22 protein-coding genes, 3 tRNA genes and 1 pseudogene are annotated in these 26,448 nt (G+C 69.1%); 5 read left to right on the top strand and 21 right to left on the bottom strand.

Annotated features, from left to right (window positions below; translation table 11 throughout):
• Positions 1–111: 111 nt before the first annotated feature.
• The 10 genes from G3I77_RS23765 to G3I77_RS23720 form a co-directional block, all read right to left on the bottom strand.
• Positions 112–4,011 (bottom strand): DNA-directed RNA polymerase subunit beta', encoded by a 3,900-nt coding sequence (locus G3I77_RS23765; protein ID WP_248506937.1) that lies wholly within the window; start codon positions 4,009–4,011, stop codon positions 112–114.
• A gap of 94 nt (positions 4,012–4,105) precedes the next feature.
• Positions 4,106–7,591 (bottom strand): DNA-directed RNA polymerase subunit beta, encoded by a 3,486-nt coding sequence (rpoB, locus tag G3I77_RS23760; protein WP_248506935.1) that lies wholly within the window; start codon positions 7,589–7,591, stop codon positions 4,106–4,108.
• Positions 7,592–8,164: 573 nt separating this feature from the next.
• Positions 8,165–8,554, bottom strand: coding sequence for a 50S ribosomal protein L7/L12 (gene rplL / locus G3I77_RS23755; RefSeq protein ID WP_033308983.1), 390 nt, complete (start codon positions 8,552–8,554; stop codon positions 8,165–8,167).
• 114 nt (positions 8,555–8,668) lie between these two features.
• On the bottom strand, positions 8,669–9,199 hold the full coding sequence (gene rplJ, locus G3I77_RS23750; protein ID WP_248506934.1) for a 50S ribosomal protein L10: 531 nt from the start codon (positions 9,197–9,199) through the stop codon (positions 8,669–8,671).
• 378 nt (positions 9,200–9,577) lie between these two features.
• On the bottom strand, positions 9,578–10,435 hold the full coding sequence (locus G3I77_RS23745; protein ID WP_248506933.1) for a hypothetical protein: 858 nt from the start codon (positions 10,433–10,435) through the stop codon (positions 9,578–9,580).
• A gap of 127 nt (positions 10,436–10,562) precedes the next feature.
• A complete protein-coding gene (gene rplA, locus G3I77_RS23740; RefSeq protein ID WP_248506932.1) occupies positions 10,563–11,288 on the bottom strand; it encodes a 50S ribosomal protein L1 in 726 nt (241 codons plus the stop codon).
• Between the two features lie 77 nt (positions 11,289–11,365).
• Positions 11,366–11,800 (bottom strand): 50S ribosomal protein L11, encoded by a 435-nt coding sequence (gene rplK, locus G3I77_RS23735; RefSeq protein WP_003992325.1) that lies wholly within the window; start codon positions 11,798–11,800, stop codon positions 11,366–11,368.
• Positions 11,801–11,966: 166 nt separating this feature from the next.
• Positions 11,967–12,791: a transcription termination/antitermination protein NusG gene (gene nusG, locus G3I77_RS23730; protein WP_248506931.1), complete on the bottom strand. Its 825-nt coding sequence runs from the start codon at positions 12,789–12,791 to the stop codon at positions 11,967–11,969.
• An 80-nt stretch (positions 12,792–12,871) separates the two neighbouring features.
• Complete coding sequence (gene secE, locus G3I77_RS23725; protein ID WP_104785540.1) at positions 12,872–13,156, bottom strand: preprotein translocase subunit SecE; 285 nt, start codon at positions 13,154–13,156, stop codon at positions 12,872–12,874.
• A gap of 108 nt (positions 13,157–13,264) precedes the next feature.
• Positions 13,265–13,337 (bottom strand) — tRNA-Trp (locus tag G3I77_RS23720).
• 306 nt (positions 13,338–13,643) lie between these two features.
• Here G3I77_RS23720 and G3I77_RS23715 point away from each other — a divergent pair.
• Positions 13,644–14,870, top strand: coding sequence for a pyridoxal phosphate-dependent aminotransferase (locus G3I77_RS23715; RefSeq protein ID WP_248506929.1), 1,227 nt, complete (start codon positions 13,644–13,646; stop codon positions 14,868–14,870).
• Positions 14,871–15,004: 134 nt separating this feature from the next.
• Positions 15,005–16,036, top strand: coding sequence for an adenosine deaminase (locus G3I77_RS23710; protein ID WP_248506927.1), 1,032 nt, complete (start codon positions 15,005–15,007; stop codon positions 16,034–16,036).
• 274 nt (positions 16,037–16,310) lie between these two features.
• Here G3I77_RS23710 and G3I77_RS23705 read toward each other — a convergent pair whose 3' ends face one another.
• From G3I77_RS23705 to G3I77_RS23665, 9 genes are all read right to left on the bottom strand, one after another.
• Positions 16,311–17,366: a UDP-N-acetylmuramate dehydrogenase gene (locus tag G3I77_RS23705; protein ID WP_248506925.1), complete on the bottom strand. Its 1,056-nt coding sequence runs from the start codon at positions 17,364–17,366 to the stop codon at positions 16,311–16,313.
• Positions 17,367–17,460: 94 nt separating this feature from the next.
• Entirely contained in the window at positions 17,461–17,841 is a 381-nt protein-coding gene (locus G3I77_RS23700) for a DUF3291 domain-containing protein (protein WP_248506922.1), read from the bottom strand.
• Between the two features lie 30 nt (positions 17,842–17,871).
• Entirely contained in the window at positions 17,872–19,308 is a 1,437-nt protein-coding gene (locus G3I77_RS23695) for an MFS transporter (RefSeq protein ID WP_248506920.1), read from the bottom strand.
• 92 nt (positions 19,309–19,400) lie between these two features.
• Entirely contained in the window at positions 19,401–19,970 is a 570-nt protein-coding gene (locus G3I77_RS23690) for a TetR/AcrR family transcriptional regulator (protein ID WP_248506917.1), read from the bottom strand.
• Between the two features lie 112 nt (positions 19,971–20,082).
• Positions 20,083–20,511 carry a MaoC family dehydratase gene (locus G3I77_RS23685; protein ID WP_248507014.1) on the bottom strand — a complete coding sequence of 143 codons (429 nt, stop codon included), beginning with the start codon at positions 20,509–20,511 and terminating at the stop codon, positions 20,083–20,085.
• Between the two features lie 8 nt (positions 20,512–20,519).
• Complete coding sequence (locus G3I77_RS23680) at positions 20,520–20,972, bottom strand: MaoC family dehydratase N-terminal domain-containing protein (RefSeq protein ID WP_248506915.1); 453 nt, start codon at positions 20,970–20,972, stop codon at positions 20,520–20,522.
• 101 nt (positions 20,973–21,073) lie between these two features.
• Entirely contained in the window at positions 21,074–21,238 is a 165-nt protein-coding gene (gene rpmG, locus G3I77_RS23675; RefSeq protein ID WP_003948671.1) for a 50S ribosomal protein L33, read from the bottom strand.
• Between the two features lie 88 nt (positions 21,239–21,326).
• Positions 21,327–21,399 (bottom strand) — tRNA-Met (locus G3I77_RS23670).
• 45 nt (positions 21,400–21,444) lie between these two features.
• Positions 21,445–21,517: transfer RNA gene (locus G3I77_RS23665), tRNA-Thr, on the bottom strand.
• A gap of 235 nt (positions 21,518–21,752) precedes the next feature.
• On the opposite strand from G3I77_RS23665, the gene G3I77_RS23660 reads away from it, so the two are divergent.
• Positions 21,753–23,012, top strand: coding sequence for an amidohydrolase family protein (locus tag G3I77_RS23660; protein WP_248506913.1), 1,260 nt, complete (start codon positions 21,753–21,755; stop codon positions 23,010–23,012).
• A 66-nt stretch (positions 23,013–23,078) separates the two neighbouring features.
• Positions 23,079–23,735, top strand: a complete 657-nt coding sequence (locus G3I77_RS23655; RefSeq protein WP_248506909.1) for an SDR family oxidoreductase — start codon at positions 23,079–23,081, stop codon at positions 23,733–23,735.
• 40 nt (positions 23,736–23,775) lie between these two features.
• On the opposite strand, the gene G3I77_RS23650 is transcribed toward G3I77_RS23655, so the two are convergent.
• Positions 23,776–23,988, bottom strand: a complete 213-nt coding sequence (locus tag G3I77_RS23650) for a hypothetical protein (RefSeq protein WP_248506907.1) — start codon at positions 23,986–23,988, stop codon at positions 23,776–23,778.
• 432 nt (positions 23,989–24,420) lie between these two features.
• On the opposite strand from G3I77_RS23650, the pseudogene G3I77_RS23640 reads away from it, so the two are divergent.
• Positions 24,421–24,834, top strand: a pseudogene (locus G3I77_RS23640) (collagen binding domain-containing protein); the annotation flags it as partial.
• Positions 24,835–24,922: 88 nt separating this feature from the next.
• Here G3I77_RS23640 and rox read toward each other — a convergent pair.
• On the bottom strand, positions 24,923–26,353 hold the full coding sequence (gene rox / locus G3I77_RS23635) for a rifampin monooxygenase (protein WP_248506905.1): 1,431 nt from the start codon (positions 26,351–26,353) through the stop codon (positions 24,923–24,925).
• Positions 26,354–26,448 lie beyond the last annotated feature (95 nt).

Genomic DNA, 26,448 nt, shown 5'->3' with positions numbered 1-26,448 from the left:
GGGCCCGCAGGAGCGGCGTCCTGGCCCGTCCCACCCGGGACGCCGGCTCCCGGGAACGCCGAAGGGCGGCCACCCCGCAGGGTGACCGCCCTTCAGACTCAAGCGACCCGCTTACTGGTTGTACGGACCGTAGTCGTAGTCCTCCAGCGGAACGGCCTGGCCGGAGCCCGTGCCGAACGGCGAGTAGTCGATGTCGTCGTAGCCGACGGCCGAGTACATCGCGGCCTTGGCCTCCTCGGTCGGCTCGACCCGGATGTTGCGGTAGCGGGACAGACCCGTACCGGCCGGGATGAGCTTACCGATGATGACGTTCTCCTTGAGGCCGATGAGGCTGTCGGACTTGGCGTTGATCGCCGCGTCCGTCAGAACTCGGGTCGTCTCCTGGAAGGAGGCGGCCGACAGCCAGGATTCCGTCGCCAGCGAGGCCTTGGTGATACCCATGAGCTGCGGACGACCGGAGGCCGGGTGACCGCCCTCCTGGACCACACGACGGTTCTCGTGCTCGAACTTCGAGCGCTCGACCAGCTCGCCGGGCAGCAGCTCGGCGTCGCCGGACTCGATGATCGTCACGCGGCGCAGCATCTGCCGGATGATGATCTCGATGTGCTTGTCGTGGATCGACACACCCTGCGAGTTGTAGACCTTCTGGACCTCGCCGACCAGGTGGACCTGGACGGCACGCTGACCCAGGATGCGCAGCACGTCGTGCGGGTTGGTGGCACCCACGGTGAGCTTCTGGCCCACCTCGACGTGCTCGCCCTCGCTGACCAGGAGACGGGCACGCTTCGAGATCGGGAACGCCGTCTCGTCGCTGCCGTCGTCCGGGGTGACGACGATCTTCTTGGTCTTCTCGGTCTCCTCGATCCGCACGCGGCCCTGGGCCTCGGAGATCGGGGCGACACCCTTCGGGGTACGGGCCTCGAAGAGCTCGACGACACGCGGCAGACCCTGGGTGATGTCGTCACCGGCCACACCACCGGTGTGGAAGGTACGCATCGTCAGCTGGGTACCGGGCTCACCGATGGACTGGGCGGCGATGATGCCGACCGCCTCACCGATGTCGACCAGCTTGCCGGTGGCCAGCGAACGGCCGTAGCACATCGCGCAGGTGCCGACGGCGGACTCGCAGGTCAGGACCGAGCGGGTCTTGACCTCCTCGACGCCGCGCTTGACGAGCTCCTCGATGAGGACGTCGCCCAGGTCGGTACCGGCCGGGGCCAGCACCTGCCCCTCGACCACGATGTCCTCGGCGAGGCAGCGCGCGTACACGGACGTCTCGACGTCCTCCGTCTTGATCAGCGCGCCCTCGGCGTTGCGGTCGGCGATCTTCAGACGCAGACCGCGCTCGGTGCCGCAGTCCTCCTCGCGAATGATGACGTCCTGGGAGACGTCGACCAGACGACGCGTGAGGTAACCCGAGTCGGCGGTACGCAGAGCGGTGTCCGCCAGACCCTTACGGGCACCGTGCGTGGAGATGAAGTACTCCAGCACGGACAGGCCCTCACGGAAGGAGGCCTTGATGGGACGCGGGATCGTCTCGTTCTTCGCGTTCGACACCAGACCACGCATACCGGCGATCTGACGCATCTGCATCATGTTGCCTCGTGCACCCGAGTTCACCATCATGAAGATCGGGTTGGTCTTCGGGAAGTTGTCGTTCATCGCCTCGGCGACCTCGTTGGTCGCCTTGGTCCAGATCGCGATGAGCTCCTGCGTGCGCTCGTCCTTGGTGATCAGACCGCGCTCGTACTGCTTCTGGACCTTCTCGTCCTGCGCCTCGTAACCCTTGACGATCTCCTTCTTCGCCTCGGGAACGACGACGTCGGAGATGGCCACGGTGACGCCGGAGCGGGTCGCCCAGAAGAAGCCGGCCGCCTTCAGGTTGTCGAGCGTCGCCGCCACGATGACCTTCGGGTAGCGCTCGGCGAGGTCGTTGACGATCTCGGAGAGCTGCTTCTTGCCGACCTCGTAGTCGACGAACGGGTAGTCCTCGGGCAGCAGCTCGTTGAAGAGCGCGCGGCCCAGGGTGGTGTTCAGCCGGAAGGTGTCACCCTGCTGCCACTCGGGCTCGCCCTCCTCACGCGCCGGCGGGGTCCAGCCACGCGGCGGGATGGTGCCGACCGGGAAGCGGACGTCGATCTTCGACTGGAGCGAGAGCTCGCCCGCGTCGAAGGCCATGATCGCCTCGGCGACCGAGGCGAAGGAACGGCCCTCGCCCTTGAGGTCGCGCATCTCGCCGTCGGTGGTGAGGAAGAACAGACCGAGGACCATGTCCTGGGTCGGCATCGTCACCGGGCGGCCGTCGGCCGGCTTGAGGATGTTGTTCGAGGACAGCATCAGGATGCGGGCCTCGGCCTGCGCCTCCGCGGACAGCGGCAGGTGCACGGCCATCTGGTCACCGTCGAAGTCCGCGTTGAACGCGGTGCAGACGAGCGGGTGGATCTGGATGGCCTTGCCCTCGACCAGCTGCGGCTCGAAGGCCTGGATGCCGAGGCGGTGCAGCGTGGGCGCACGGTTCAGCAGAACCGGGTGCTCCGCGATGACCTCTTCCAGCACGTCGTACACGACCGTGCGGCCGCGCTCGACCATGCGCTTGGCGCTCTTGATGTTCTGCGCGTGGTTCAGGTCGACCAGGCGCTTCATCACGAACGGCTTGAAGAGCTCCAGCGCCATCGCCTTCGGCAGACCGCACTGGTGCAGCTTCAGCTGCGGACCGACGACGATCACGGAACGCGCGGAGTAGTCCACACGCTTACCGAGCAGGTTCTGACGGAAGCGGCCCTGCTTGCCCTTCAGCATGTCGCTGAGGGACTTCAGCGGGCGGTTACCGGGACCGGTGACCGGGCGACCACGACGACCGTTGTCGAACAGCGCGTCGACGGCCTCCTGGAGCATGCGCTTCTCGTTGTTCACGATGATCTCGGGCGCACCGAGGTCGAGAAGGCGCTTCAGGCGGTTGTTCCGGTTGATCACACGGCGGTACAGGTCGTTCAGGTCGGAGGTCGCGAAGCGGCCACCGTCCAGCTGCACCATCGGACGCAGGTCCGGCGGGATGACCGGCACGCAGTCGAGCACCATGCCCTTGGGGCTGTTGCTGGTCTGCAGGAACGCGGAGACGACCTTCAGGCGCTTGAGCGCACGGGTCTTCTTCTGGCCCTTGCCGGTACGGATGATCTCGCGGAGGCGCTCGGCCTCCTCGTCGAGGTCGAAGGACTCCAGGCGCTTCTGCAGCGCCGCGGCACCCATCGAGCCGTCGAAGTACGTGCCGAAGCGGTCACGCAGCTCGCGGTAGAGCAGCTCGTCGCCCTCCAGGTCCTGGACCTTGAGGTTCTTGAACCGGTTCCACACCTCGTCGAGACGGTCGATCTCGCGCTGCGCACGGTCCCGCAGCTGCTTCATCTCGCGCTCGGCACCCTCGCGCACCTTGCGGCGCACGTCGGCCTTGGCGCCCTCGGCCTCCAGCTCGGCCAGGTCGGTCTCGAGCTTCTTGGCGCGGGCCTCCAGGTCGGCGTCGCGGCGCTGCTCGATCTGCTGGCGCTCGACGGAGACGTGGGCCTCCAGCGAGGGCAGGTCGCGCGTACGGCGCTCCTCGTCGACGTACGTGATCATGTACGCCGCGAAGTAGATGACCTTCTCGAGGTCCTTGGGAGCCAGGTCGAGCAGGTAGCCCAGCCGGCTCGGGACACCCTTGAAGTACCAGATGTGCGTGACGGGCGCGGCGAGCTCGATGTGGCCCATCCGCTCACGGCGCACCTTGGCGCGGGTGACCTCGACGCCACACCGCTCACAGATGATGCCCTTGAACCGGACACGCTTGTACTTGCCGCAGTAGCACTCCCAGTCCCGGGTCGGACCGAAGATCTTCTCGCAGAAGAGTCCGTCCTTTTCGGGCTTGAGCGTGCGGTAGTTGATCGTCTCGGGCTTCTTGACCTCGCCGTGGCTCCACTGACGGATGTCGTCAGCGGTGGCCAGACCGATCCGGAGCTCGTCGAAGAAGTTGACGTCGAGCACTATGCGTCAATCCCTCTCAGGGTTGTAAGTCATGGGGTCTGATACGGGGGTCCTGGGGCCGGAGGCCTTCATCACGAAGGCCTCCGAACTCCCGTCAGACCTCTTCGACGCTGCTCGGCTCACGCCGGGACAGGTCGATGCCAAGCTCCTCCGCAGCGCGGAAGACGTCCTCGTCGGTGTCGCGCATCTCGATGGACATGCCGTCCGAGGACAGCACCTCCACGTTGAGGCACAGGGACTGCATCTCCTTGATGAGCACCTTGAAGGACTCGGGGATGCCGGGCTCGGGAATGTTCTCGCCCTTGACGATGGCCTCGTAGACCTTCACGCGGCCGGTGACGTCGTCGGACTTGATGGTCAGCAGCTCCTGGAGGGCGTACGCGGCGCCGTAAGCCTCCAGCGCCCACACCTCCATCTCACCGAAGCGCTGGCCACCGAACTGGGCCTTACCACCCAGCGGCTGCTGGGTGATCATCGAGTACGGACCGGTCGACCGGGCGTGCAGCTTGTCGTCGACCAGGTGGTGCAGCTTGAGGATGTACATGTAGCCGACCGAGATCGGCTCCGGGAACGGCTCGCCGGAGCGGCCGTCGAACAGCGGCGCCTTACCGGTCGGGAGCACCATGCGCTCGCCGTCGCGGTTCGGGATGGTGTGGTTCAGCAGACCGGCCAGCTCGTCCTCACGCGCACCGTCGAAGACGGGGGTGGCGACGTTGGTGCCCGGCGCGACCTGGTCGGCCTCGATGGCCTGCAGGCGCTGCGCCCAGTCGTCCGCGAGGCCGGAGACGTCCCAGCCGCGGCTGGCGAGCCAGCCGAGGTGGATCTCCAGGACCTGTCCCGGGTTCATTCGGGACGGGACACCCAGCGGGTTGAGGATGATGTCGACCGGGGTGCCGTCCTCCAGGAACGGCATGTCCTCGATCGGCAGGATCTTCGAGATGACGCCCTTGTTGCCGTGACGGCCGGCGAGCTTGTCACCGTCGGTGATCTTGCGCTTCTGCGCCACGTACACGCGCACCAGCTGGTTCACACCGGGGGGAAGCTCGTCGCCCTCCTCGCGGTCGAAGACGCGGACGCCGATGACCTTGCCGATCTCGCCGTGCGGCACCTTCAGCGAGGTGTCGCGCACCTCGCGCGCCTTCTCACCGAAGATCGCGCGGAGCAGGCGCTCCTCGGGGGTCAGCTCGGTCTCACCCTTGGGCGTGACCTTGCCGACGAGGATGTCGCCGGCGACGACCTCGGCACCGATACGGATGATGCCGCGCTCGTCGAGGTCGGCGAGGACCTCCTCGGAGACGTTCGGGATGTCCCGGGTGATCTCCTCCGGGCCGAGCTTGGTGTCACGGGCGTCGACCTCGTGCTCCTCGATGTGGATCGAGGAGAGGACGTCGTCCTGCACGAGGCGCTGCGACAGGATGATCGCGTCCTCGTAGTTGTGACCCTCCCACGGCATGAACGCGACCAGCAGGTTCTTGCCGAGCGCCATCTCGCCGTTCTGGGTGGCCGGACCGTCGGCGAGGACCTGGCCCTCGATGATCCGGTCGCCCTCGTTGACGATGACCTTCTGGTTGACCGAGGTGCCCTGGTTGGAGCGGGCGAACTTGGCCAGGCGGTACGTGATGTACGTGCCGTCGTCGTTGGCGGTGGTGATGTAGTCCGCGGAGACCTCCTGGACCACACCGGGCTTCTCGGCCTTGACCACGTCGCCGGCGTCGACCGCGGAGCGGTACTCCATGCCGGTGCCGACGAGCGGGGCCTCGGACTTAATCAGCGGCACGGCCTGACGCATCATGTTCGCGCCCATGAGGGCACGGTTGGCGTCGTCGTGCTCGAGGAAGGGGATCATGGCCGTCGCGACCGACACCATCTGGCGCGGCGAGACGTCCATGTAGTCCACGTCCTCGCCGGTGACGTAGTCGACCTCGCCGCCCTTACGGCGGACCAGCACGCGGGCCTCGGCGAAGCGGAGGTCGTCCGTCAGCGGCGCGTTGGCCTGCGCGATGACGAAGCGGTCCTCCTCGTCGGCGGTCAGGTAGTCGACCTCGTCGGTGACCTGGCCCTCGAACACCTTGCGGTACGGGGTCTCGACGAAACCGAACGCGTTGACCCGGCCGTAGGAGGCGAGCGAGCCGATCAGACCGATGTTCGGGCCTTCGGGCGTCTCGATCGGGCACATGCGGCCGTAGTGCGAGGGGTGCACGTCACGGACCTCGAAGCCGGCCCGCTCACGGGAGAGACCACCCGGGCCAAGGGCCGACAGACGGCGCTTGTGGGTGAGACCCGACAGCGGGTTGTTCTGGTCCATGAACTGCGACAGCTGGCTGGTGCCGAAGAACTCCTTGATGGAGGCGACGACCGGCCGGATGTTGATCAGGGTCTGCGGCGTGATCGCCTCGACGTCCTGGGTCGTCATCCGCTCGCGGACGACACGCTCCATACGCGCCAGACCCGTACGGACCTGGTTCTGGATGAGCTCGCCCACGCTGCGCAGGCGGCGGTTGCCGAAGTGGTCGATGTCGTCGGTCTCGACGACGATGTTCGTACCGCTGTCGCCGACCGTCTCGATCTCGCCCGCGTGCAGCTTCACCAGGTACTTGATCGTCGAGATGATGTCCTCGACGGTCAGGATGCCCGCGTCCAGCGGAGCGTCCGCACCCAGCTTCTTGTTGACCTTGTAGCGGCCGACCTTGGCCAGGTCGTAGCGCTTGGGGTTGAAGTAGAGGTTCTCGAGCAGCGTCTGCGCGGCCTCACGCGTGGGGGGCTCGCCCGGACGCAGCTTGCGGTAGATGTCGAGCAGCGCGTCGTCCTGGCCCTGGGTGTGGTCCTTCTCCAGGGTGGCGCGCATGGACTCGTACTCGCCGAACTCCTCGAGGATCTGCTCGGTGGTCCAGCCGAGCGCCTTGAGCAGGACGGTGACGGACTGCTTGCGCTTGCGGTCGATGCGGACACCGACCATGTCGCGCTTGTCGATCTCCATCTCCAGCCAGGCACCCCGGGACGGGATGATCTTGGCGGAGAAGATGTCCTTGTCGGACGTCTTGTCGATGGAGGAGTCGAAGTAGACACCGGGCGAACGGACGAGCTGCGACACCACGACACGCTCGGTGCCGTTGATGACGAAGGTGCCCTTGTTCGTCATGAGCGGGAAGTCGCCCATGAAGACCGTCTGGGACTTGATCTCGCCGGTCTCGTTGTTGGTGAACTCGGCGGTGACGAAGAGCGGGGCCGCGTACGTGAAGTCGCGCTCCTTGCACTCGTCGATGGAGTTCTTCGGCGGCTCGAAGCGGTGGTCGCGGAAGGTCAGCGACATCGACCCGCTGAAGTCCTCGATCGGGGAGATCTCCTCGAAGATCTCCTCGAGCCCGGACTTGGTGGGGACATCCTGACCGTTCTCGAGAGCCTCCTCGACCCGACTCTGCCAGGCCGTGTTGCCGAGCAGCCAGTCGAAGCTCTCGGTCTGCAGCGCGAGCAGGTTCGGAACCTCGAGAGGCTCCTTGATCTTTGCACAAGAGATGCGCAGCGGGGCAGTGCTGGCGGCGTTGTTCGTATTCGCGGTCGAGGCGTTGCGCGAGGCGGCCAAGAGGGGGTCCTTCCGAGGGCTCGGACTCACTACGCGCGTACCGGCCCCTCTCCCGTACACAGAGACAAGCTGTGTCGGTCCAGCCGTATGGCCAGGTCAGACATGTCTTGTCGTCGATGCTCGGGCGAGGGCAGACCCCTGGTGACGGGCAGGGGACAGCTAACAGGCAGCGCAAAGGGTCAGTGTAGCCACTTGGCACACTGATGTCCAGTGCGGGTCGTGAAACCCGTGTTCACCCTCGTTGTTCCACTCCTGCGACAAGGCGCTGCCCTCAACGCACGTTAGTACTGCCCTCTTCGTCGTCGATCCATGCCTCGGATTCGGATCCTTGTGACGACGCGTCCTGAGAATTGCGCGCTGCGTGCGGTTCGTCAAGGCCCCCCTGCCCGATCCGGGGCCGCCCGGAGACACGACGAAGATCACCATACCCCCCGCCACTGAGGGTTCAAGGCAACCGTGGCCGACCCCCGAGAACGCCGAAGAGCGACCACCCGGATGGATGATCGCTCTTCGGCGCTTACGCGTTACACGTCCAGTCGGACGTGTCGTGGATCCTGGCGGATCCGAGAGGTGTTACTTGACCTCGACGGAGGCGCCGGCGCCCTTGAGGGACTCGGCGGCCTTCTCGGCGGCGTCCTTGGCGACCTTCTCGAGAACGGGCTTCGGGGCGCCGTCCACGAGGTCCTTGGCCTCCTTCAGACCCAGGGAGGTCAGCTCACGCACGACCTTGATGACCTGGATCTTCTTGTCTCCGGCACCCGTGAGGATGACGTCGAACTCGTCCTGCTCCTCAGCGGCCTCGGCAGCGGCGCCACCAGCGGCACCACCGGCGACGACGACCGGCGCGGCAGCGGCGGCGGTGACGTCGAACTTCTCCTCGAACGCCTTCACGAACTCGGAGAGCTCGATGAGGGTCATCTCCTCGAACTGCGCGAGCAGGTCTTCCTGGCTGAGCTTCGCCATGATGGCGGTCCTTCCACTAATTCGGCAGGTGCCGGATGTACATGTGAGGCGGGCGTACGTGTGGCCCGCTACGGTCGCCGCATTCAGGCAGCGGCGGCCGGGATGCGAGCCGAGTTACTCGGCACCGCCCTGCTCGTCCTGCTTGGCACGGAGCGCGTCCACGGTGCGGACGAGCTTCGACGGCAGCGCCTGGAAGACAGAGGCAGCCTGGGACTGCTTGCCCTTCATGGCACCGGCCAGCTTGGAGAGCAGAACCTCGCGGGACTCGAGGTCCGCAAGCTTCTTGATCTCATCGGCGGACATCGCCTTGCCGTCAAGGACGCCGCCCTTGATGACGAGACTGGGGTTGTCCTTGGCGAAGTCACGGAGACCCTTCGCCGCCTCGACCGGGTCACCGGTCACGAAGGCGACGGCCGACGAACCCGCAAAGAGGTCGTCCAGCGTCGTGATCCCGGCCTCGTTGGCCGCAATCTTGGTCAGCGTGTTCTTCGCCACACGGTACTGAGCGTTCTCACCGAGTGAACGACGCAGCTTCTGGAGCTGCGCGACGGTGAGACCGGTGTACGCGGTAACGACGGCAGCGTTGGAGTTGCGGAACTTGTCCCGCATCTCCTCGACGGCATCGACCTTGTCTGGCCTCGCCATGAGCCTCGGCCTCCTTCCGGGTGATTCGGACCGCGCGGACCCGAAGGAGGACTGGGGAAAACGAAACGCCCCGGCGCAGGCGCACGGGGCGTAGCTCGACCGGTTTCACGCACGCGCGAGGCGGCGGGTTGCGGGAGCTTCTCCAGTGTCACCTGCGCGGGTCGTCCGCCGTTCAGCGGATCCTTCGGCCACCACGCCCTCTGATGAGCGCGCGGTAACGACCAGCGGTCTTTGGCTTCTGTAGGAGAGTACGGGAACGGATCGCCGTCAAGCAAATCCGCCCCGTACGGCGGAACAGCGCAGGGCCGTTCAGCCCTGCTCCAGCTCCTTGAACATCTCGCGACGGCCGCCGCGGGCGTCATCTCCGGCGACGGGCCCTCAGGGCGTACCGGTCTTCTTCCGCATCAGGTCCTCGAAGTCACCGGTGTCGGACCGCGGGGGCCGCTCGGCCCGGACCGCCACGCCGTAGTCGGCGTAGTGCGCGGTCTGGGTCATCAGGCCCGTGGTCATCCGCGCCTTCTCGACTTTCTTGACCAGCAGGTTCCGCTTGTCGACCCAGATGTCGACGGTCTCGGTGGTGACCCCGGCCGCGGTGAGCTGCTTCCTCAGGCCGGCATCGGCGACGCCGGCCGCCGTCACGGTGCCGGACCAGTGCGTGGTGGGCCGGCCGCGGACGGTCTCCTCGCCGACCTTCCTGACGTCGCCGGAGGACAGCAGGAGTTTCACGGACTGGTTGGGCGTGGTGCTGCGCATCTGGTCGCCGAGGTGAGCACCGGAGCCGCCGGTGAGGGCTTCGAGGTCCTCGTACGCGTACCGGATCCAGTGCCTACCGCCGGCCTGTTCGGCGAACTTCTCGCCCATGCGCGCGTAGTACGCCTCGGGCAGGTAGCGGGCCTCCATCGAGGTGGTGCCGAGCCGGCGCATGGTGTCGGCCACGGTGCCGCCGGTGTACCTGATGGTGAGGGTGCCGGTGATGCCGTCGCTCCAGCCGAGGGTGCCGTCGGCGGTCATGGACATCAGCGAGCCCATGGTCGTCGTGGACTCGACCCGGACGGACTCGGCGTGCTCGGTGGCGCGCTCGGCGGAGCGCAGGGCGGCGAGGGTCCGGCCGCGCGCGGCGCGGTCGTCCTGGCCGGGGCCGTCGGAGGAGTCCTGAGAAGTGCAGGCGGCCACCCCTGTCAGCGCGGTCGCCACCGCGAGCCCCAGGCCCACACGGCGCACGGTCGTGCCCTGCATACGTTCCCCCGATCGCATCCGGTTCCCGCACGTTAACCCAGGCCACCGGCGTACGTACCGGAAAAGGGAACGGGCCCCGCACCTGTAAGAGGTGCGGGGCCCGTGACCGGTTGGGTGAGCCTCAGGCTCAGACCGCAGCCGGGTCCTCCTCGACGAGGAGGTTGCGGGTGCGGTTCGAGTCGACCGGAATGCCGGGGCCCATCGTGGTGCTGATGGCGGCCTTCTTGATGTAGCGACCCTTGGCGGCGGACGGCTTCAGACGGAGGATCTCCTCCAGGGCCGCGCCGTAGTTCTCCACCAGCTTGGTGTCGTCGAACGACGTCTTGCCGATGATGAAGTGCAGGTTCGCGTGCTTGTCGACACGGAACTCGATCTTGCCGCCCTTGATCTCGGTGACGGCCTTGGTCACGTCGGGGGTGACGGTGCCGGTCTTCGGGTTCGGCATCAGACCACGCGGACCGAGCACGCGGCCGAGGCGGCCGACCTTGCCCATGAGGTCCGGGGTGGCGACGACGGCGTCGAAGTCCAGACGGCCCTTCGACACCTCGTCGATCAGCTCGTCGGCGCCGACGATGTCGGCGCCCGCGGCACGCGCGGCCTCGGCACGGTCACCGGTCGCGAAGACCAGGACCCGGGCGGTCTTGCCGGTGCCGTGCGGAAGGTTCACGGTGCCACGGACCATCTGGTCGGCCTTGCGCGGGTCGACACCCAGGCGGAAGGCGACCTCGACGGTGCCGTCGAACTTGGTCGTGGAGGTGTCCTTGGCGAGACGGACGGCCTCGAGCGGGGCGTAGAGCTTCTCCCGGTCGACCTTGGCGTCCGCAGCGCGAAGGGACTTGCTGCGCTTGCTCACTACTGCTCCTGTGGATTCTTAGGAGTCGTGGTCCGGGCCGAGCAGGCCCCGCCACTTCTGCTGATGGAGGTTGGGGCTCAGCCCTCGACCGTGACGCCCATGGAACGGGCGGTGCCGGCGATGATCTTCTCGGCGGCGTCCAGGTCGTTGGCGTTGAGGTCGGGCATCTTCGTGGTGGCGATCTCGCGGACCTGGTCACGCGTGATCTTCGCGACCTTGGTCTTGTGCGGCTCGCCGGAGCCCTTCTCGATGCCCGCGGCCTTCAGGATCATCTTCGCGGCCGGCGGCGTCTTGGTGATGAAGGTGAAGGAACGGTCCTCGTAGACCGTGATCTCCACCGGGATCACCCAGCCACGCTGCGACTCGGTCGCGGCGTTGTAGGCCTTGCAGAACTCCATGATGTTCACGCCGTGCTGACCCAGCGCGGGGCCGACGGGCGGGGCCGGGTTGGCGGCACCGGCCTGGATCTGGAGCTTGATGAGCCCCGTGACCTTCTTCTTCTTGGGAGGCATAGCTCTCCGGGTCCTTTCGATTCGGGTCCTGCCTGCACACGGGGACCACCCGGACGCAGGCATACCGCACAACGATAACGGGTATAGATGCGCGGCCAAAAACCGAGCAGGTCAGACGGACGCCGGAGCGATCGCCTGACCTGCGCGGAAGCAGTGAGTCCGGAAGTTAGTTCTTCTGGATCTGGTCGAAGGAGAGCTCGACCGGCGTCTCGCGGCCGAAGATCTCGACGAGGCCCTTGACCTTCTTCGAGTCCGGGTTGATCTCGTTGATGGTCGCCTGCAGCGTGGCGAACGGGCCGTCGGTGACGGTGACCGAGTCGCCGACCTCGAAGTCCAGCACCTGGACCTCGACCTTGCGCTGCGGAGCCGGCTTGCCCTCGGCCTCGGCGGCCTCGCGGGCGGCCTTCTCCTCGGCCTCGGGGGCGAGCATCTTGACGATCTCGTCCAGGGTCAGCGGGTACGGGTCGTAGGCGTTGCCCACGAAGCCGGTGACGCCGGGGGTGTTGCGGACGACGCCCCAGGACTCGTTCGTCAGGTCCATGCGGACGAGGACGTAGCCCGGAAGCTTGTTCTGCTTGATCGTCTTGCGGTCGCCGTTCTTGATCTGGACGACCTCTTCCTGCGGCACCTCGGCCTGGAAGATGTAGTCCTCGACGTTCAGCGAGACGGCGCGCTGCTCCAGGTTGGTCTTCACGCGGTTCTCGTAGCCGGCGTAGGTGTGGATGACGTACCACTCGCCGGGCAGGACCCGCAGTTCCTCGCGGAGCTTCTCGATCGGGTCGCGGTCGTCCTCGGGCTCTTCCTCGAGTTCTTCCGCGGCCTCTTCGCCGTCCTCGGTCTCCGCCTCGGCGGCGTCGTCCGCGACGGCGTCGGCAGCCTCGACCTCGGCGGAGGCCTCGGTGTCCTCGCTGTCCGCGCCCTCGACGATGTCGAGCTCGTCCTCGACGGACTCGACCGGCTCGATGGCGTCGTTCACGTTCGGGTCAGACACGGTGGCTGCTTCTTCCTGGATACATAGGGGTGGAACATGCGAAAGGAGCGCCGGGTACCTCGGCGCTCTTCGCGGACTGCTCAGCCGAACACGTACTTGGCGGCGTTGCTGAGCCCATAGTCAATCACGGTGACCAGGCCGATCATGATGACGACGAAGATGATCACCACGGTCGTGTAGGTCGTCAGCTGGTTGCGGGTCGGCCAGACGACCTTGCGCAGTTCCGCGACGATCTGGCGGTAGAAGAGGGCAAGCCGCTTCAGCGGGCCCTTCTTGCCGCGCTTGCCGCCCTTGCGGGCCTTCTTGGACTCCGGCGCCTCGTCCTGGGCATCAGGCATGTCGATGGAGCCCACGGCGTCCGTCACTCGTCCTCACCTGATTCCGGGTCGTGGCCGTGCCGCGCCCGGTCTGAGCCGCACGGCGGTGCATTGCTGTACGTACATGCGCACACATCCTGGCGAAGGTGTGTGTAGCAGGGCCGGAGGGACTTGAACCCCCAACCGCTGGTTTTGGAGACCAGTGCTCTACCAATTGAGCTACGACCCTTTGTGTGTCCCCCAACGTACCGCATCCATCCGGATGCGTGGTGTGCACCGAACGGGCGCGGCCTGCTGAAGGCCAACGAGGTGAGAGTGTACGTGCTCTGCGGCCGGTCGTCGAACAGAAAGGGCCCGCGGGAGGGCTCGTTGGCGGAAGATCGCCTCCGGAACGGGGAGCGGACTGACGTGAATCCGCTGAAGATCGCCCAGGCCGGGCGGGCGATCCGCACGGTTGTTCAGGGATTTGCCCGACGTTGTTCAGTCTGTGAAACCCCCGTGCCGCGCGCGTTTCCAGTCTGAAACGATGGGGCCCATGAGCGCTGCAACCCCTCCCACCGAGCGCCGGGTCTCCGCCCGAGTCGGCGCGATCTCCGAGTCCGCCACCCTCGCCGTGGACGCCAAGGCCAAGGCCCTCAAGGCCGCAGGGCGGCCGGTGATCGGCTTCGGCGCCGGTGAGCCCGACTTCCCGACCCCCGACTACATCGTCGAGGCCGCGATCGAGGCCTGCAAGAACCCGAAGTACCACCGCTACACGCCGGCCGGTGGTCTGCCCGAGCTGAAGGCCGCGATCGCCGCGAAGACGCTGCGGGACTCCGGCTACGAGCCCGACGTCTCGGAGATCCTGGTCACCAACGGTGGCAAGCAGGCCATCTACGAGGCCTTCGCCGCGATCCTCGACCCGGGTGACGAGGTCATCGTGCCCGCGCCGTACTGGACGACGTACCCGGAGTCGATCCGGCTGGCCGGGGGTGTCCCGGTGGAGGTCGTCGCCGACGAGACGACCGGCTACCGGGTGAGCGTCGAGCAGCTGGAGGCGGCCCGTACGGAGAAGACGAAGGTCGTCCTCTTCGTCTCGCCGTCGAACCCGACCGGCGCGGTCTACAGCGAGCAGGAGACCGAGGCGATCGGCCGCTGGGCCGTCGAGCACGGCCTGTGGGTGCTGACCGACGAGATCTACGAGCACTTGGTCTACGGCGACGCCTCCGCGGTGTCGCTGCCGGCGGTGCTGCCCGAGCTGCGCGACAAGTGCATCGTGGTCAACGGTGTCGCGAAGACGTACGCGATGACCGGCTGGCGTGTCGGGTGGGTCATCGGCCCGAAGGACGTCGTCAAGGCCGCGACGAACCTGCAGTCGCACGCCACGTCGAACGTGTCCAACGTCGCCCAGGCCGCCGCGCTGGCCGCCGTCTCCGGTGACCTCGACGCCGTGGCGACGATGCGTGAGGCCTTCGACCGGCGCCGCAAGACCATCGTGCGGATGCTGAACGAGATCGACGGCGTGGTGTGCCCGGAGCCGGAAGGGGCGTTCTACGCGTACCCCTCCGTGAAGGCGCTGATCGACAAGGAGATCCGGGGCAAGCGGCCCAAGGACTCGGTCGAGCTGGCCGCGCTGATCCTGGAGGAGTCCGAGGTCGCGGTGGTGCCGGGTGAGGCGTTCGGTACGCCCGGGTACCTGCGGCTGTCGTACGCGCTGGGCGACGAGGATCTGGTCGAGGGTGTGAGCCGGATCCAGAAGCTGCTGGCGGAGGCCAGGGACTGACGCTTCCCACTGAGTGGGGCACATACCGGATTCGGTATGTGCCCCCTTTGTTTGTGCCGGTTTCTTTGTGCGAGCAAGACCACGAAAGGGGAAACAGCTACCGGGACGGCTGGGACGTACGGCAGGATCCTGGGATGGAGCGTGTACGTGATGTCTCTGAGCTGCCGAAAGCCCATCTGCACCTGCACTTCACCGGGTCGATGCGGCCCACGACCGTGCTGGAACTGGCCGACAAGCACGGGGTGCGGTTGCCCGACGCGCTGACCGAGGCGCTGGTCGGCGGGGAACCGCCGAGACTGCGGGCGACGGACGAACGGGGCTGGTTCCGCTTTCAGCGGCTGTACGACGCGGCGCGTTCGTGTCTGCGGGAGCCGGAGGACATCCAGCGGCTGGTGCGGGAGGCCGCGGAGGAGGATCTGCGGGACGGGTCGGGGTGGCTGGAGATCCAGGTCGACCCGACGTCGTACGCGCCGCGGCTGGGCGGGCTGATTCCGGCGCTGGAGATCATCCTGGACGCGGTGGAGACGACGTCGCGCGAGACCGGGCTCGGGATGCGGGTGCTGGTCGCGGCGAACCGGATGAAGCACCCGCTGGACGCGCGGACGCTGGCGCGGCTGGCGGCGCGGTACGCGGACCGGGGCGTGGTCGGCTTCGGGCTGTCGAACGACGAGCGGCGGGGGATGGCGCGGGACTTCGACCGGGCGTTCGGGATCGCGCGTGAGGCCGGGCTGCTGTCGGCGCCGCACGGGGGCGAGCTGTCGGGGCCGTCGTCGGTACGGGACTGTCTGGACGACCTGGGGGCGACCCGGGTGGGGCACGGGGTGCGGGCGGCGGAGGATCCGCGGCTGATGAAGCGGCTGGCGGACCGGCAGGTGACGTGCGAGGTGTGCCCGGCGTCGAACGTGGCGCTGGGGGTGTACGAGAAGCCGGGGGACGTGCCGCTGCGGACGTTGTTCGAGGCGGGGGTTCCGCTGGCGCTGGGCGCGGACGACCCGTTGCTGTTCGGGTCGCGCCTCGCCGCGCAGTACGAGATCGCGCGGCGGCACCACGGGTTCACCGACGCGGAGCTGGCGGAGGTGGCGCGGCAGTCGATCCGGGGGTCTGCGGCGCCGGAGGGCGTGAAGACGAAGCTGCTGGCGGGGGTGGACGACTGGCTGGTGTCTTAGCGCCCTGTCGCCGTGGTGGGTCGGGCCGCGTCGGGGGGTCCGTCCTCGGAACGGCACGAGGGGGTCTCACGCCGACTGACTCTCCGCTGACGCGCCAACCGCTGCGGGCGGACACCCCCCGACACGGCCCCTTCTCGCCGTACGCGGGTGCGGACGCGTCGTGGTCCCGCTCAGCTGCGGGCATGCGTGCCGCTGAGGGCGGCACGGGTGGGCGCGGCGGCACCCGTGCCGCCGGGTTGCGGACCCAGCCGGCCCCAGCACCGGGGCCCGGTGCCTACAGGCTGACCCCGACCGTCACCGGCTCGTTGACCAGGGTGATCCCGAAGGCCTCGCGGACTCCGGCCACGACCTCACGGGCCAGCGCGAGGAGGTCCTCGGTTGTCGCGCTCCCCCGGTTCGTGAGCGCCAGCGTGTGCTTCGTGGAGATGCGGGCCGGACCCTCGCCGTAGCCCTTCGTGAAGCCCGCCTTGTCGATCAGCCAGGCCGCGGAGGTCTTGGTGCGGCCCTCTCCGGCCGGGAACGCGGGGGGCTCCACCCCGTCGCCGAGCCGGTCACGCACGCGTGCGCGGAACGTCGCGAAGTCCGTGTCCGTGAGGATCGGGTTGGTGAAGAAGGAGCCGGCCGACCAGGTGTCGTGGTCCTCGGGGTCCAGAACCATGCCCTTGCCCGCGCGCAGCTTGAGCACCGTCTCGCGGGCCTGCGCGAGCGGGACGCGATCGCCCGGTTCCACACCGAGGGCGCGGGCCGTCTCCGCGTACCGGAGGGGGGCGGAGAGGCCGTCGGCGTCCTCCAGACGGAAGCGGACGCGCAGGACCACGTAACGCTCGGGGGCGGACTTGAAGCGGCTGTGGCGGTAGGAGAAGGCGCAGTCCTCGTTGGCCAGGGTGACCGATTCGCCGGTGGTCCGGTCGTAGGCGACGACCTCGGTGATCGTGGAGGAGACCTCCTGGCCGTACGCCCCGACGTTCTGGATGGGGGTCGCGCCCGCCGAGCCGGGGATGCCGGCCAGGCACTCGACGCCGGCCAGGCCCGCCTCGACCGTGCGGGCGACGGCGTCGGTCCAGACCTCGCCGGCGGCCAGCTCCAGCGTCGTGCCGTCGAGGGAGAAGCCCTTGGTGGCGATGACGAGAGCGGTGCCCTCGAAGCCCTTGTCGCCGATGACCAGGTTCGAGCCGCCGCCGATGAGCAGCAGCGGGGTGCCCGCCTCGTCGGCTTCGCGGACGGCGGCGATCACCTCGTCGTCCGTCGTCGCGGTGACCATCCGGGTCGCGGGGCCGCCCAGCCGGAAGGTCGTCAGCGGGGCGAGGGGGGCGTCGTGGAGTTCCTGCACGGGCTCAAGAGTACGAGACGGTACCGACAGGGTCGGGCACGCGTGCGTGCGGCCCCGTTCGCGGGAACGGGGCCGCACGCGCGCGTGGTGTCCGTCAGGGCAGCCGGCGGAGCGCCTCGGACCAGGAGAGCGGGAGGTCCTCGCTGCTCACCTGCCATGTGGTGAAGGTCGCGTCCTTCATCTGCGGAGCGAGGCCCCGGGAGGCGGGGCCGTGGGCACCCGCGCGGACGAAGGCGTGGAGCGCGTCCTTGGACTCCCAGGCGGACAGGGTCCAGAAGGTCCTTTTCAGAGGCTTCGCCTTCAGGGTCGCTCCGTAGGCGCCGGGGCTCCGGCGGACCTGCCGCCACACGGCGGGCGTCCCGGCGAGGAACTTCAGGGCTCCCCACAGGGTGCGGGTCTCGAAGCGGGAGGCGAAGACGTGCACCTCGGTGTCGCGGGGCGGGGTGTTCGGGACGGTCCAGGGAAGGGTGGGCATGCCGCTTCTCCTTGTCGAGGGCCTTCGGGGTCAGTGGGCGGCCGTCTCCAGTACCGGTGCCGGTTCGGCCGGGGCCGCCTCCGGCTCGGTGCGCCGCCGGGTCGGTATCAGCAGGGCCGCGATGCCCGCGAGGGCGACCACCGCGGAGCCCGTCACCAGGGCGGGCCGCATGCCGTCGACGAAGGTCTGGCCGGTCTCGTAGCCGCCCTGGGCCGCGAAGATCGACGCCATGACGGCGATGCCGAGCGCCCCGCCCACCTCGCGCAGGGCGTTGTTGGCGCCGGAGGCGATGCCCTGCTCCGACGGCCGCACGCTGGACATCACCAGGTGCGCGGCGGGAGCGAAGAACAGCGCCATGCCGATGCCGCTGACGATCAGGGCGGGCAGCTGGGCCGTGTAGGAGGCGTCGGCCGTGGCCACCACCGCCATGTAGCCGAGGCCCAGGGCCTGGAGGAAAAGGCCCGCGGCGACGACCGGGCGGCCGCCGATGCGGTCGGCCAGGATGCCGGCGATCGGGGCCACCAGCATCGGCATTCCGGTCCAGGGCAGCATCCGCAGGCCCGCCTCCGTGGGCGAGTAGCCGAGGACGCCCTGCATGTACTGGCTGAGCAGGAAGATCGAGCCGAACATGCCGAGGAACATCAGCAGGCTCGCCGCGTTGATGCCGGCGAACGCCCGGGAGCGGAACAGCCGCATCGGGAGCATGGGGTTCTTGGCGCGTGTGCTGTAGAGGACGAAGCCGGCGAGCAGCGCGGAGCCCGCGAACAGGCCCGTCAGGACGAGGGAACCGGTCCAGCTGTCGGCGGGGCCGCGGACCAGGCCGTAGACGATGCCGAAGAGGCCGCCGCTGGCGAGCAGGGTGCCGGGGAGGTCGAGCGGGGCTCCGGTGCCGTGGGACTCGGCGAGGCGCAGCCGGGCGAGCGGCAGTAGGGCCAGGCCGAGCGGGACGTTCAGCCAGAAGATCCACTGCCAGGAGATGTGTTCGGTGAGGGTGCCGCCGACCAGCGGCCCGGAGGCGACGGCGAGTCCGTTGACGGCGCCCCAGATGCCGTACGCCATGCCGCGCTTGGCGGCGGGTACGGCGGCGGTCAGCAGGGTGAGCGTCAGCGGCATCATGACCGCCGCCCCCGCGCCCTGGACCGCTCGGGCGGCGATGAGGGAGTCGATGCCGGGCGCCATGGCCGCCGCGGCGGAGGCACCGGTGAAGACGGTGAGTCCCGCGATGAAGAGCCGGCGGCGGCCGAAGCGGTCGCCGAGGGCCGCGCCGAACATCAGCAGGACGGCGAAGGTGAGCGTGTAGGCGCTCACGGTCCATTCCAGGTCGTGCAGTCCTCCCCCGAGGTCCTCGCGGATGGAGGGCAGGGCGGTGGTGACGACGAGGTTGTCGAGAGCCGCCATGAATCCGGCGACGCTGGTGATGACGAGGGCCCAGGCGGCTCCCCCGCGACGTGCGGTCTGCTGTGACATCGCTCCCCCATGGAGTGTCTGCCGTGATCGATTAGTTATTGATTACTAACTTTCGCGGGCATGAGAAGGCGCACTCGTGCGCTCTTCCCCGCTCATCTCCCCAGCCGGCCCTTGAGCCTCGCCGACGGGTACATCCCCTCCCAGACGCGGTGCTCGGGCGGGAAACCCATGGCCGTCAGGCAGTTGATGAGCATCCCGTACGCCATGAAGGTCGTCGTCTCGCCGGCGTCGGCCCCGAGCGGCAGATGGACGGTGTCCCACAACCGCATCCAGCCGGTGCGCACCGACTCGCCGAACTCGTGGTCGCCCTCCTCCTCGGCGGCCTTCACAGCGACGTACATCTGCATCTGCATCATGAGCCGCTCGGGCCGCTCTTCGATGACCTTGGTGTACGCGTTGCCCATGGCATGCAGGGCCTCTTCGCCGTGGAGCCCCTCGGAGGCCTCCGCGAACGTGCGGATGGTGTCCTCCACGCAACGCTCGGCCGCCGCCAGGAAGATCGCTTTCTTGCTCGGGAAGAGCCGGAACAGGTACGGCTGCGAGACGCCGACCCGGCGGGCGATCGCCTCGGTAGAGGTGCCGTGGTAGCCGCCCCGGGCGAACTCGGTCGTCGCCGCCCGGATGACGCTCTCGCGCCGTTCTTCCGCACTCATCCTGACCATGCAAGTGAAGTTAGTGCTTAATCACTAACTCTGTCAAGCGGTGGTCTGCCCGCGCCATACGTAAGGGGCGCCCCGCAATGGAGAGCGCCCCTTACGTCATGTCGCGGCCGCCTCAGGCCAGGCGCACAACTGCCCGGGACATGCCCAGCACCTTCTGCCCGGCGCTGGTCGCCGTCAGATCCACGCGGACGGTGTTGTCGTCGAGCTTGGCGGCGACCTTGCCGGCCACCTCGATCACAGCACCCCGGTCGTCGTTCGGGACGACGACCGGCTTGGTGAAGCGGACGCCGTACTCGACGACCGCGCCCGGATCGCCGGCCCAGTCGGTGACCACGCGGATCGCTTCGGCCATGGTGAACATGCCGTGCGCGATGACGTCCGGCAGGCCGACCTCCTTGGCGAACTTCTCGTTCCAGTGGATCGGGTTGAAGTCGCCGGAGGCACCCGCGTACCGGACGAGGGTGTCACGGGTCACGGGGAAGGTCTGCGCGGGCAGTTCGGTGCCGACCTCGACGTCGGAGTAGGAGATCTTCGCGGTCATGGGGTCGCTCACGCCTCCTCGGCCGCGCGGGCCACGAGCTTGGTCCAGGCGGTCACGACGTGCTCGCCGGCCTCGTCGTGGACCTCGCCACGGATGTCCACGATGTCGTTGCCCGCGAGGGACTTGACGGCCTCGATGGTCGAGGTGACCGTGAGCCGGTCACCGGCGCGGACCGGGCGGCGGTAGGCGAACTTCTGGTCGCCGTGCACCACGCGGCTGTAGTCCAGGCCGAGCTGGGGGTCCTGGACGACCTGGCCGGCGGCCTTGAAGGTGATCGCGAAGACGAAGGTCGGCGGGGCGATCACATCGGGGTGACCGAGTGCCTTGGCGGCCTCCGCGTCCGTGTACACCGGGTTGGCGTCCCCGACCGCCTCGGCGAACTCACGGATCTTCTCCCGGCCCACCTCGTAGGGCGCGGTGGGCGGGTACGTCCGCCCCACGAAGGACTGGTCGAGCGCCATGGCTCGGTACCTCCTGGTAGCTCTACTGACCGGTACGGGTCCCTCAACGACGCGAGGCCGCCCCCGATCACTCGGGAACGGCCTCGTGTACGAGCCTGTTTTTATCGCGTTTCGCGGTGCGCGGTGTGCGCATTGCAACGCGGGCAGTGCTTCTTCATCTCAAGACGATCCGGGTTGTTACGCCGGTTCTTCTTGGTGATGTAGTTCCGCTCCTTGCACTCCACGCAGGCCAGCGTGATCTTCGGGCGGACGTCGGTGGCAGCCACGTGAGTGCTCCTAAGACGAACGGATGGACCATTTAACGCAAGAAGAGTAGCCGATCGAAGGACCGACCCCGCAATCGGCTACTGAGAGTAGCGGTGACCGGACTTGAACCGGTGACACAGCGATTATGAGCCGCTTGCTCTACCGACTGAGCTACACCGCTTTGATGTGGTCCGGCCCCGCCTCGCGACGGAACCAGTCACACCAGAGCCCCAAAACGGAATCGAACCGTTGACCTTCTCCTTACCATGGAGACGCTCTGCCGACTGAGCTATTGGGGCGAGCGATGAAGACATTACACGCTCCGCCGCCGTTCACCCAAATCCGTTTCGAGGCACCCACCACGGGCGCCCGGACCGTCCTCCCGGCCGCCTCGTGAGTGCCTCCCGTGCCATGGCGGACCACGCCGGTACGACTATTGCGCTCCTCCCCGCCACGGGCGGTAGGCCGTCCTAGGCTCGTCTCACTCTGCGTGATCATGCGTCCTCCGCGCGCAGCCCGAGCCCCTGGAGTGCGATGCCCGACAGCCGGCCGCAGCCACCACCGCCCCCGTCGTCCTCGCCGGGTCCGGCCGACCCGTCGTCGCTGCTGCTCTGCGGGGCGCGGCTCACCGACGGCCGGACCGTGGACGTACGGCTGGGCGGCGGGCGCATCGAGGCGGTCGGCACGGCCGGCAGCCTGGGGGCGGGCGGCACGCGCGCGTGCGGGCCTCGCGTGGACCTCACCGGCTATCTGCTGCTGCCGGCCCCGGCCGAGCCGCACGCCCACGCCGACACGGCCCTGTCGGCCGACACCGAAGGGCCGGTCTCGCACGAGCCGCAGGACGTGCTGCGGCGGGCGACGGAGGCCGCGCTGCTCCAGCTCGGGCACGGGGCGACGGCGATGCGGGCGCACGTGCGCGTGGGGGACGTCCAGGGGCTGAGCGCGCTGGCGGCCGTGCTGCAGGCTCGGCGGGCGCTGCGCGGGTTGGCGGAGCTGACGACGGTGGCGATGCCCCGGGTGCTGACCGGGGTGGCCGGCGCGGACGGCCTGGCGATGCTGCGGGACGCCGTGAAGATGGGCGCCTCGGTGGTGGGCGGCCGGCCGGACCTCGACCCGGATCCGGCGGGGTACGTGGAGGCGGTCCTGGAGATGGCCTCCGAACACGGCTGCCCCGTCGACCTGCACACGGACGCCGGCGACCCGGCCCGCCTGGCCCGGCTCGCGGCGATGGCCGGCGGACTGCGCCCCGGGGTGACCCTCAGCCCGTGCGGCGACCTCGCCCGGCTGCCCTCCGAGGTGGCCTCGCGGACGGCCGACCAACTCGCGGCGGCCGGGGTGGCGGTGGTGTGCCTGCCGCAGGGCGGCTGTTGCGGCGTCGACCGGCGCGGTGCGGCTCCGGTACGGCTGCTGCGCACGGCCGGGGTGCGGGTGGCCGCCGGGAGCGGGGCGGTGCGGGACGTGTCGAACCCTGTGGGGCGCGGCGATCCGCTGGAGGCGGCCTTCCTGCTGGCCTCGCGCTACGGGCTGCCGCCCGAGGAGGCGTACGACGCCGTCAGCTCCTCGGCACGAGCGGTGCTGGGGCTGCCTGAGGTGCGGGTGGAGGCGGGCTTCCCGGCCGAGCTGCTCGCGGTGCGCGGGGACCGGCTCGCGAGGGTGCTGTCCCTGGCGTACAGCCGGATCGTCGTGCATCAGGGGCGAGTGGTGGCGCGGACCAGCGCGGTGCGGGAGTACTGCGGTTCGGCGGCCTCGGTGGAGCTGGGGCTGCCGCGGCAGGGGCGCGGCGAAGTGCCGTAGGGCCCGCGGCGGGGTGTGGCCGAAGTCGTGCGGCGGACGGTGCCGTCCAGGCGTACGGTCGAAGACATGCGCATTGTCATCGCTGGTGGTCATGGTCAGATCGCGTTGCGGCTGGAGCGGCTGCTCGCCGCGCGCGGGGATGAGGCAGCCGGGCTCATCCGCAAGCCCGAGCAGGCCGACGATCTGCGGCAGGCCGGTGCCGAACCGGTCGTGCTCGACCTGGAGTCGGCGTCCGTGGACGAGGTCGCGGAGCGGCTCAGGGGTGCCGACGCCGCGGTCTTCGCGGCGGGTGCGGGCCCGGGCAGCGGCGCGGCCCGCAAGGACACGGTCGACAAGGCCGCAGCGGTCCTCTTCGCGGACGCGGCGGTGAAGGCGGGCGTACGGCGCTTCGTGATCGTGTCGTCCATGGGCGCCGACCCGCGCCACCAGGGCGACGAGATCTTCGACGTGTACCTGCGCGCCAAGGGCGAGGCGGACGCGTACGTGCGCGGGCTGGACGGCCTGGACTGGACGATCCTGCGCCCTGGCCGGCTCACCAACGACGCCAGTACCGGTCTGGTACGCCTGGAGGCGCACACGGGCCGCGGCCCGATCCCGCGCGACGACGTGGCCGCCGTGCTGGCGGAGCTGGTGGACACCCCCGCAACGGCCGGGCTCACCCTGGAGCTGATCAGCGGGCCGACACCGGTGTCGGTGGCGGTGAGGTCGGTGGCGGGGAACTGAGGTTCGCGGCCGGCCTCGGCGCGGACAGCCGTCGGGGCGCCTAGAACAAGGGCAGTTGGCCCGGGAAGTCCGGAACCATGTAGCCGTCCAGGGACGGTTGCTCCGGGCCGGGGCGGGCCTGGCGGCGGGAGCCCGGGCACGAGGTGAGTTCGCCGTGCTCGCGGGCGCCGGGCGGGTCGTGGCGCGCGTACCGCCCGGCGACGACGGCGATCTCGCGGCGGCACTCGGGGCAGACTCTGCGGCGGGAGGACATGGGGTCAGTGTGCCGCGCAGGCGGGTCGGCCATGCGACGCCCTTGGGCGCGTCTCTCTCCCCCGGGGCGCTCTTCCCCCCTGGCGCTCCGGCACCTCCCCGCGTACGTCCGTCACGACGACCACGGCCTCGGCGACGGGCGTCCCGCCGTCCGCGGAGCGCACCACACCGGCGAGGCAGCCGGTGCCGCTCAGCAGACGTCGTACGCCACCGGCTCACCGGCCACGACGATCGTGGAGGCCTGCGGCTGGTAGCCCTCGGACGCGGCGATCAGGACGTACGGTCCGGCGCTCGGAGCGTCCACGCCGTACGTCCCGTCACCCCGGGAGACCGACCGCCCGAGCTGCTTCCCGCCGAACGAGATCAACGCCCTGGATGCCGTCGCGGATGCCCGGGGGCATCGGCGCACCCGGGGAGGAGCGCCACGGGGGAGGCCACCGGACGGACGGACGTACTGGGCGAGTTCACGGTCACCGACCTGGTGCCGGGGCCGGTGCCCCTCGCGGTCGACTCCCCCAAGCACCGGCCGCTGGCCCAGGCCGTCGAGATCGGCGGGGCCGGGACCACCCGGGTCGAACTCGAACTGCGCCCCGGCGCTCAGGTGCGCGGCACGGTGTGCGGCGGGGGCGCACCGCTGGGCGACGCGCGGGTGACGCTGGTGGACGCGGCAGGCAACGTGGTCACCACGACGCGGACCGGCCTCGACGGGGCGTACGCCTTCTCCGACCTGGACACCGGCACGTACACGGTCATCGCGACCGGCTACCCGCCCCGGGCGACGCCGCTGACGGTCCCGGGCACCGGCGTGGACGACCACGGCATCGAACTCGCCCACGCCGGCGAATAGGGCGGGGCCGGTCAGTCCAGAGCGGGTCGGGCGGGGTCGGGGCATGCAGGGCGCGCTCCAGCCCACCCCCACCGGGCATCCAGCCCTCTCAGCCGGCTGCCGCTCCGAACCACCTCGGCAGCCGGTCGAGCAGTTCCTGCTGGTCCTCGCCGGTCCAGGCCACGTGGCCGTCCGGTCGCAGCAGCACCGCGGGCACGTCGAGTTCCTCGCTGACGTCGACGACGTGGTCGACCCGGTCCGACCAGCCCGCCACCGACAGCCGACCGCCGGTCTGGTCGAGCAGCAGTCCGCGGCCGCCGCGCATCTGCTCGTAGAGGCGGCCCCGCTTCAACTGCACGTCTCGCAGCCGCCGTCCGAGCAGTTCGTGGCCCTCGCCGAAGTCGTAGCGGACGGCGATCGCGGTGATCTTCTCGATCAGGTACCGGTTCACCTCCTCGAAGTCCATCAGCTCCGCCAACAGCCGGCGCACGGCCTGCGGCCCCGGCTCGGGAGCCAGCAGCTGCATCTGCGCACGGGTGTTGTCCAACACGGCTGCCGCTGCCGGGTGGCGTTCGGTGTGGTAGCTGTCCAGCAGCCCCTCCGGCGCCCAGCCGCGCAGTTCGGCGGCCAGCTTCCAGCCGAGGTTGAACGCGTCCTGGATGCCGAGATTGAGTCCCTGACCGCCGGTCGGCGGGTGGATGTGCGCGGCGTCGCCGGCCAGCAGGACCCGGTCGACGCGGTAGCGCTCGGCCTGCCGGGTGGCGTCGCCGAAGCGGGAGAGCCAGCGCGGCGCGTGCACGCCGAAGTCGGTGCCGGCGACCTCCCGCAGCTGTTGCTTGAACTCCTCGAACGTCGGCGGAACCGTGCGGTCCTCGGCCACTCCCCCGGCGGGCACGATGACGCGGTGCACCCCGTGTTCCAGCGGCATGGCGCCGAACCGGAAGTGGGTCTTGCGGACTTCGGCCATCACGGCCGCCAACTCCTCCGGCGGCGCGGCCACCTCCATCTCGCCCAGCAGCGTCTCGACCCTGGAGGGCTCGCCGGGGAAACCGACGCCGAGTAGCTTGCGCACCGTGCTGCGGCCGCCGTCGCACCCGACAAGGTAGCGGGAGCGCAGCCGCGTGCCGTCGGCCAGCTCGGCGGTCACGCCGTCGCCGTCCTGGCTCAGCCCGGCCAGTTCGCAGCCGCGCCGGATCTCGGTGCCGAGCTCGGCGGCGTGCCCGGTCAGCAGGCGGTCGGTGATGGGCTGCGGGATGCCGAGGACGTACCCATGTGCGGTGTCCAGCCGTGCAGGTGACGACTTGGTGATGCCGGCGAAGAAGCCGCCGACCGGGTGCGTCCTGCCCTCCGCGAGGAAACGCTCCAGCAGACCGCGCTGGTCGAGCACCTCGATACTGCGCACGTGGAGGCCGAGCGCGCGAACATACGGGGTCGGCTCCGCCTCCTTCTCCAGCACGAGCACCTGCACGCCGTGCAGCCGCAACTCGCCGGCCAGCATCATTCCGGTCGGGCCACCGCCGGCAATGATCACATCAATCAAGGCAGACCCCAATTTTCGCCTGTTTCTGGCTCCAGGACGAAGATTCTGCGGCACCACGGGGGTCTTGCCGCAAGGCCCCCCATGCGCTATATGTT

Source organism: Streptomyces sp. D2-8 (genome assembly GCF_023184515.1).
Classification (GTDB): Bacteria; Actinomycetota; Actinomycetes; order Streptomycetales; family Streptomycetaceae; genus Streptomyces.
The sequence above is the reverse complement of the archived record's forward strand: the minus strand, read 5'-3'. Positions and strand labels throughout refer to the sequence as shown.

Bases quoted from the DNA above. Each gene is read 5' to 3' on its own strand.
- rplL (WP_033308983.1), bottom strand. From the start codon at position 8,554: ATGGCGAAGCTCAGCCAGGAAGACCTGCTCGCGCAGTTCGAGGAGATG.
- rplJ (WP_248506934.1), bottom strand. From the start codon at position 9,199: ATGGCGAGGCCAGACAAGGTCGATGCCGTCGAGGAGATGCGGGACAAG.
- G3I77_RS23745 (WP_248506933.1), bottom strand. From the start codon at position 10,435: ATGCAGGGCACGACCGTGCGCCGTGTGGGCCTGGGGCTCGCGGTGGCG.
- rplK (WP_003992325.1), bottom strand. From the start codon at position 11,800: ATGCCTCCCAAGAAGAAGAAGGTCACGGGGCTCATCAAGCTCCAGATC.
- G3I77_RS23715 (WP_248506929.1), top strand. From the start codon at position 13,644: ATGAGCGCTGCAACCCCTCCCACCGAGCGCCGGGTCTCCGCCCGAGTC.
- G3I77_RS23710 (WP_248506927.1), top strand. From the start codon at position 15,005: ATGGAGCGTGTACGTGATGTCTCTGAGCTGCCGAAAGCCCATCTGCAC.
- G3I77_RS23700 (WP_248506922.1), bottom strand. From the start codon at position 17,841: ATGCCCACCCTTCCCTGGACCGTCCCGAACACCCCGCCCCGCGACACC.
- G3I77_RS23695 (WP_248506920.1), bottom strand. From the start codon at position 19,308: ATGTCACAGCAGACCGCACGTCGCGGGGGAGCCGCCTGGGCCCTCGTC.
- G3I77_RS23690 (WP_248506917.1), bottom strand. From the start codon at position 19,970: ATGGTCAGGATGAGTGCGGAAGAACGGCGCGAGAGCGTCATCCGGGCG.
- G3I77_RS23685 (WP_248507014.1), bottom strand. From the start codon at position 20,511: ATGACCGCGAAGATCTCCTACTCCGACGTCGAGGTCGGCACCGAACTG.
- G3I77_RS23680 (WP_248506915.1), bottom strand. From the start codon at position 20,972: ATGGCGCTCGACCAGTCCTTCGTGGGGCGGACGTACCCGCCCACCGCG.
- G3I77_RS23660 (WP_248506913.1), top strand. From the start codon at position 21,753: ATGCCCGACAGCCGGCCGCAGCCACCACCGCCCCCGTCGTCCTCGCCG.
- G3I77_RS23655 (WP_248506909.1), top strand. From the start codon at position 23,079: ATGCGCATTGTCATCGCTGGTGGTCATGGTCAGATCGCGTTGCGGCTG.
- G3I77_RS23650 (WP_248506907.1), bottom strand. From the start codon at position 23,988: ATGTCCTCCCGCCGCAGAGTCTGCCCCGAGTGCCGCCGCGAGATCGCC.